Source organism: Prosthecobacter sp. (assembly GCF_029946185.1).
Classification (GTDB): Bacteria; Verrucomicrobiota; Verrucomicrobiia; order Verrucomicrobiales; family Verrucomicrobiaceae; genus Prosthecobacter.
Map to the genome: position 1 here is coordinate 23,532 of NZ_JAQSEA010000181.1, position 6,000 is coordinate 29,531.

Genomic DNA, 6,000 nt, shown 5'->3' on the forward strand with positions numbered 1-6,000 from the left:
CCCAATGACGGGGTGGGGCGGACTCGGGAGGTGCGTGCGTGGGCGGAGCGTTGAGGGATCAGGATGATCCCTCTCCTGGGGGAGCGGTGGCTGCGCGACTGGGATCCCAATGACGGGGTGGGGCGGACTCGGGAGGTGCGTGCGTGGGCGGAGCGTTGAGGGATCAGGATGATCCCTCTCCTATGATGGTGGTGGCGCTCTGGTGTTTGCGGTGTGCTGAGGAACAGATTCCGCGCTCCGTTACATGCGGCAGATGAGGAGTTCGCGCTCGTAGATGAGCTCTTTGGGGAGATGGCTCTTGAGATCGATGAAGAGTTCTTCGTGGGAGAGAATTTCTGCGCGCCAGGCGGCGCGGTCGAAGTACTGAAGTTGGTCGAATTTTTCTTTGGAGAAATCGAGCCCCTTCCATTCGATGTCCTCGTATTTCGGCACCCAGCCGATGGGGGTCTCCTTGGCCTTGCCGTGGCCGTTGGCGCGATCGACGATCCATTTGAGGACGCGCATGTTTTCGCTGAAGCCGGGCCAGAGGAATTTGCCTTCGGCGTCTTTGCGGAACCAGTTCACGTGGAAGATGCGCGGGGTCTCGCTGAGGGTGCGCTGCATGGATATCCAGTGGCGGAAGTAGTCGCCCATGTTGTAGCCGCAGAAGGGCAGCATGGCCATGGGATCGCGGCGGACTTTGCCGATGGTGCCGGCGGCGGCGGCGGTCATCTCGCTGCCCATGGTGGCACCGGCGTAAACGCCACCGCTCCAGTTGAAGGTCTGATAGACGAGGGGCATGGTGGTGGCACGGCGGCCGCCGAAAATGATGGCGCTGATGGGGACGCCTTCCGGTTTTTCCCAGTCGGGATCAATGGTGGGGCACTGCGAGGCGGGTGCGGTGAAGCGGGAGTTGGGATGCGCGGCCTTGGTGCCTTTTTCTTTCGCGATGTCAGGCGTCCAGAGGCTGCCCTGCCAGTCGGTGCATTGGGCAGGTGGAGTGTCGGTCATGCCTTCCCACCAGACACCGCCGTCGGGGGTAAGGGCGACGTTGGTGAAGATGGTGTTCTTCCGCAGCGAGGCCATGGCGTTGGGATTGGTCTTGTCGCTGGTGCCGGGGGCGACGCCGAAGAAGCCTGCTTCAGGATTGATGGCGTGGAGGCGGCCATCCGCGCCGGGTTTGATCCAGGCGATGTCGTCGCCGACGGTCCAGACCTTCCAGCCCTTTTCGACAAAGTGCTGAGGTGGAATGATCATGGCAAAATTCGTTTTGCCGCAGGCGCTAGGGAAGGCGGCGGCGACGTAGGTTTTTTTGCCTTTGGGATCTTCGACGCCAAGGATGAGCATGTGCTCGGCCATCCAGCCTTCATCGCGTGCCATGGCGGAGGCGATGCGGAGGGCGAAGCATTTCTTGCCGAGGAGGGCATTGCCGCCGTAGCCGGAGCCGTAGCTCCAGATCTCGCGGAGTTCGGGGAAGTGAACGATGTACTTCTCCTTGTTGCAAGGCCATGGGACGTCCTTCTGGCCTTTTTTGAGGGGCATGCCAACGGTGTGCATGCAAGGGACGACGCGCTTCTTTGAGCTGTCGATCTTTTCAAAGACCTTTTTGCCGATGCGGGCCATGATGCGCATGTTCACCACGACGTAAGGGGAATCGCTGAGCTGCACGCCGATCTGAGACATGGGTGAATCGATGGGGCCCATGCTGTAAGCGAGTACGTACATGGTGCGACCGCGCATGCAGCCATTGAAGAGCTTGCGCAGTTTTTCCTTCATCTCGAAGGGGTTCATCCAGTTGTTGGTGGGGCCTGCGCCGTCTTTCGAGTTGCTGCAAATGAAGGTGCGCTCTTCGACGCGGGCGACGTCGCTGGGATCTGACTTGGCGTAGAAGCAGCCGGGCCACTTCTTTTGATTGAGGCGGGTCATGGTGCCGCTTTCGACCATCTCATTGCAGAGGCGATCGTATTCGCCTTTGGAACCGTCCACCCAGTGGATGCGGTCGGGCTTGCAGAGCGCGGCCATTTTTCCGACCCATCGCTGAAGATGAATGTTTTTGCTGAGCGGTTTGGTGGAGGGGATCTGAGTCATGGAGAATGGGGTTAGACAACACCACCATGCCGAAAGCATGCCAACTGTCACTGTGCTTCTAACCGCCAATATTGTCCGAAGGGCAGGCTGCTACAAAGCCTGATCCTGCCCGGCCGCCCAGAGGATGGCACGCGGGATCAGATGCTCCAATCCCGGCGTGTTTTCGGGATGCGGGCTTGAAATGAACACGCGCCCTTTGCCAAACACGCCCACGGCCTGAGCAGGTGAATCCACCATGACGCCCAGCGGAGTGCCATTTTCCGCGATCTCGCTTCGAAAAAGCGCCACCGGCCGATAGGCAGGAATGTCGGCACGACTGCCGGGCTTGATGATGGGCCCGTTGGCATAACGCACCTTGAACAGGCCCTGCACATCTCCCAGCAGCGGTTTGCCATCAGCAGTGACTTCCACGTCCATGAAGCCACGTCCGCGCGCCCATTTGGACGAAACGGTGCTGGCATTCAGAATGCCGAGGCTCCAGGAAAAATTTGAGCAGGCCAGATATGCCCCGGCACAGATGCCGCAGTAACCACCGCCGCCGCGCACAAATTCACGCACATTGTTCAATCCGGACTCGCCGATGCTTTTCGACTGCTGCGAGCCGCTGCCACCGGAAAAAACAACCACATCGAACTGCTTTAAATCAATGCTGCCCATCTGCCCGCCAGAAATTCGTGTCACCTGGATCTGAGGCAGTGCCTTGAGCACGTTGGTCACATTGTTGATGCCATCATCTGGAGCACCTTTGCCATCAAAGATGCCCACCTTGACCGGCTTCGGCGCTGAGGGCGGCTGTACGATGGTTTTGTGACCATTGATATCCGGCGGAATGATGAAGACCGGGGCCGGTTTTTTTGCCCTGGCAGTCTCCTGGGCCGGAAGCTGGCAAGTGAGCAGTGCAAGCCATGGTAACAGGAGAATTTTCATGATGCCGGTTATTTGGAATGCCATTGGGATTCAATCGACTTCGCCACCTGCTGGCCCATCAATGCGTAGCCTTTGGCATTGTAGTGAACATCCTGCGGATTGGCGATGCCTGCGAGCTGGGGAGCGAGGAAGGCGTGGAGGTCGTCGATGGCGATGTTATGCTTTTTCATGACGCGGAGGGCGATTTCGTTTTTCTCGGCGATTTGGGCAACGATTTCGGGGCCGTCTTTGGTGTCTGGGGGGACGGGTGTGGTGGTGGCGAAGATGATTTTTGCGCCGGTTTTTTGCATGCGGGCGATGAGAGTTTCGAGGCGCTGCTCGTAGTCTGCTGCGGGTGTTTTACGGTCGTGGATGCCGAAGTTGAAATGGATGACGTCCCATTTGCCGTCGCCGAGCCAGATGTCGATTTTCTTGACGCCATTGGCGGTGGGGCCGCAGTTTTCGGGGGCGCGATGGACGTTGGCTTTGCCGGCCATGGCCTTGCGGACGTCCTGGGTATAGCCGCGTGAGATGGAGTCGCCGATGAGGAGGACGCGGGGGAGTTTGGGATCGTCTTGAACGAAGTCCCAGGCGTTGGAGCGTCCGGCGATCTTGTCTTTTTTGTGGAGCGGGAGGTAGAAGCCGTTGCCGAGATTTTGTTCGAGGACGGTTTCCCAGGCTTGCTGATCTGCGGGGAGAGTGGCTTTCAGGGCCTGGTATTTTTCATCGACGGCCTTGTCCTCGGCGGCTTTTTTGGCTGCGGCTTCGGTGGCGTTTGTCGGTTCGTTTTGGGATTTGACCTGGGCGTGGGAAAGGGTGGCGAAGGCGAGGAAGAGGAGGGTGAGTTTCATGCGGGAATGGTAATCGGCGGGGAGGTTTGAGTGCGTTGTCGATTTGCGGTGGAGGTGCGGCGGGGATTATTGCAGGCGCTGCTGGTTAACTTGGGATGCGAAGAAGGTTTGGGTTTGCTTCCCGGTCGCATGTCACTTTACCCAGGGAAGCACTCGCTAAAGCTCGGCATCCCTGGGCTATATTCCGCAGCTCCGTTGGAGCTGAAGAGGTTTTGCTGGTTGAGGGCCATGGGTGATAAGGATCAACGGCGAATGACACCTCGCCTTGAATAGAGCCATTCATTTCATGCTCATTTCTTTGGCAGGTTTTCGGCGATCACGGCGGCGACTTTTTCGGCGAGGTAATGGTAACCGGAGGGGGAGTAGTGGACGTTGGCGGGAAGCTGCACTTCCTTGAGTTTGGCGGCGGCGTGGGCGTGGAGATCGTCGGTGGAGATGCTGGCGGCGGTCATGACGCGGGCTGCGGCGGCGTTGTACTTGGCTTCATCGCCTTCGATGCGGCCATCGGAACCGGCGGGGACGGGGGTGGTGTTGCACCAGATGAGTTTGGCACCGGTGGCCTGCATGATTTTTACGAGTTCGGTGAGATTCTTCTCATAGTCGGCCAGTGAGACCTGGGGGTGGGAGCCGGGGGATTTGGGGTCTGCACGCTTGGAGGGGTCTTCGGCGATGTATTTCAGATCGTGCAGGCCCCAGTTGAAATGGATGACGTCCCACTTGGATTCGCCGAGCCAGGCTTTGATGTTTTTGAGGCCGTTGGTGGTCGGGCCGCCGTTGGTGGGGATGCGGTGGACGTTGGCTTTGCCTTTGAGGAGTTCGCGGACGTCGAGGGTGTAACCCATGGAAATGGAGTCGCCGATCAGGAGCACGCGTGGGAGGCCGGTGACGTCCGCGACCTTCACGAGCGAAGGATGCGGGGCGCGTTTTTTTGGGGATTTTTTGGGGGAGTCTGCGGCGATGGCCGTGGTGGCGAGGAGAGCGAGGAGGAGGATGTATTTCATGTGGCGGAGTTAAACGTGGCGTGGGTACCGGAATATCACGGCGTTGAAAAAGATGCTGGCAACTCGGGCTTCACGGCGTTTGATGGTGCGATCTCTTTACTAACCACCATGCGCACGCTGCTTTCCCTCCTCGCCCTTGTTTCTTTTGCCTCTGCCGCTGAGCCGGTTTTTTTGACGCTGGCTGATTTCACCGACACCAAAGATGCTGTGCCTTCGGGCGGCTGGACGACGGAAGGTGACAACACGATTCATCTCGTGGGCAAGGGCGGTGGAAACCTGATTTCGAAAAATGAGTACTCGAACTTTGAGCTCGAATGGGAGTGGAAGGTGAATCCGAAGGGCAACAATGGTATTAAATATTGGGTGACGAAGGTCGGGGGCAAGGAATGGCTGGGCATTGAGTACCAGATGATCGATGACAGCGGGCATCCTGATGGGCTCAAGGGTGGATCTCACACGACCGGTTCGATTTATGACATCAAACAGCCGGTGGAAGGCAAGGTGGTGAAGGCTGCGGGTGAATGGAACACGAGCAAGATTGTGGTGCAGGATGGGAAGATCCAGCATTGGCTGAATGGGGCGCTGGCTTGTGAGGCTGACACGACGGCGCCTGAGTGGCAGGAGCGTGTGGCGAAGAGCAAGTTTAAGAGCAAGGAGGGCTTTGCGCCGGGCAAGGGCAAGATCATGCTGACGGAGCATGGGGACGAGACTTGGTTTCGGAATATCAAGCTGACGGCGAAGTAAGAGAGTCTGCGGGGAGCGGAGTGATGGGGTCGCTGGTTTTTGGTAACGAGAATGGCCGGAGATTTGCACCGCAGAGGCTGGAACGCCGCAGAGATTTTCCAGAATCGGTTCAGAGCCAATCTGCGATTTAGTTATAGCAGTTTCTAAAACCCATTTCCGTTTAGCAGGCTATTTCTTGATCGCTGATCATGGGCTTCCTTCTTCGCTCTCCTGCGTCGTGCTACGAAGGACAGGTCGACGGCGGCTGGCTGTGGACAGCCAGCCCTACCAGCGCTGGGCATGCGCGCGTCGCCATGCTCTGCTTTCTGGAAATCAGTTCTGGAAAACGCTGTATTCGGAGCTGGAACGTGGCGTGCGGCACGCTCATGGACGGGCGGGCTGTCGCCACACCCATCCCACGACCCATCCCACGGTCTGCGGGAGGTTGTGCG

At 58.5% G+C, this 6,000-nt stretch carries 5 protein-coding genes; 1 reads left to right on the top strand and 4 read right to left on the bottom strand.

Annotated features, from left to right (window positions below; translation table 11 throughout):
• Nucleotides 1-240 precede the first annotated feature (240 nt).
• From PSV43_RS15830 to PSV43_RS15845, 4 genes are all read right to left on the bottom strand, one after another.
• Nucleotides 241-2,067: a phosphoenolpyruvate carboxykinase (GTP) gene (locus PSV43_RS15830; protein ID WP_300199326.1), complete on the bottom strand. Its 1,827-nt coding sequence runs from the start codon at nucleotides 2,065-2,067 to the stop codon at nucleotides 241-243.
• Between the two features lie 90 nt (nucleotides 2,068-2,157).
• On the bottom strand, nucleotides 2,158-2,994 hold the full coding sequence (locus PSV43_RS15835) for a BPL-N domain-containing protein (RefSeq protein ID WP_300199329.1): 837 nt from the start codon (nucleotides 2,992-2,994) through the stop codon (nucleotides 2,158-2,160).
• An 8-nt stretch (nucleotides 2,995-3,002) separates the two neighbouring features.
• Complete coding sequence (locus PSV43_RS15840; RefSeq protein WP_300199332.1) at nucleotides 3,003-3,824, bottom strand: SGNH/GDSL hydrolase family protein; 822 nt, start codon at nucleotides 3,822-3,824, stop codon at nucleotides 3,003-3,005.
• Between the two features lie 290 nt (nucleotides 3,825-4,114).
• Nucleotides 4,115-4,825 carry an SGNH/GDSL hydrolase family protein gene (locus PSV43_RS15845; protein WP_300199336.1) on the bottom strand — a complete coding sequence of 237 codons (711 nt, stop codon included), beginning with the start codon at nucleotides 4,823-4,825 and terminating at the stop codon, nucleotides 4,115-4,117.
• Between the two features lie 108 nt (nucleotides 4,826-4,933).
• Between PSV43_RS15845 and PSV43_RS15850 the strand changes: the two genes are divergently transcribed.
• Nucleotides 4,934-5,569, top strand: a complete 636-nt coding sequence (locus PSV43_RS15850) for a DUF1080 domain-containing protein (protein WP_300199339.1) — start codon at nucleotides 4,934-4,936, stop codon at nucleotides 5,567-5,569.
• The last annotated feature ends 431 nt before the right edge of the window (nucleotides 5,570-6,000 follow it).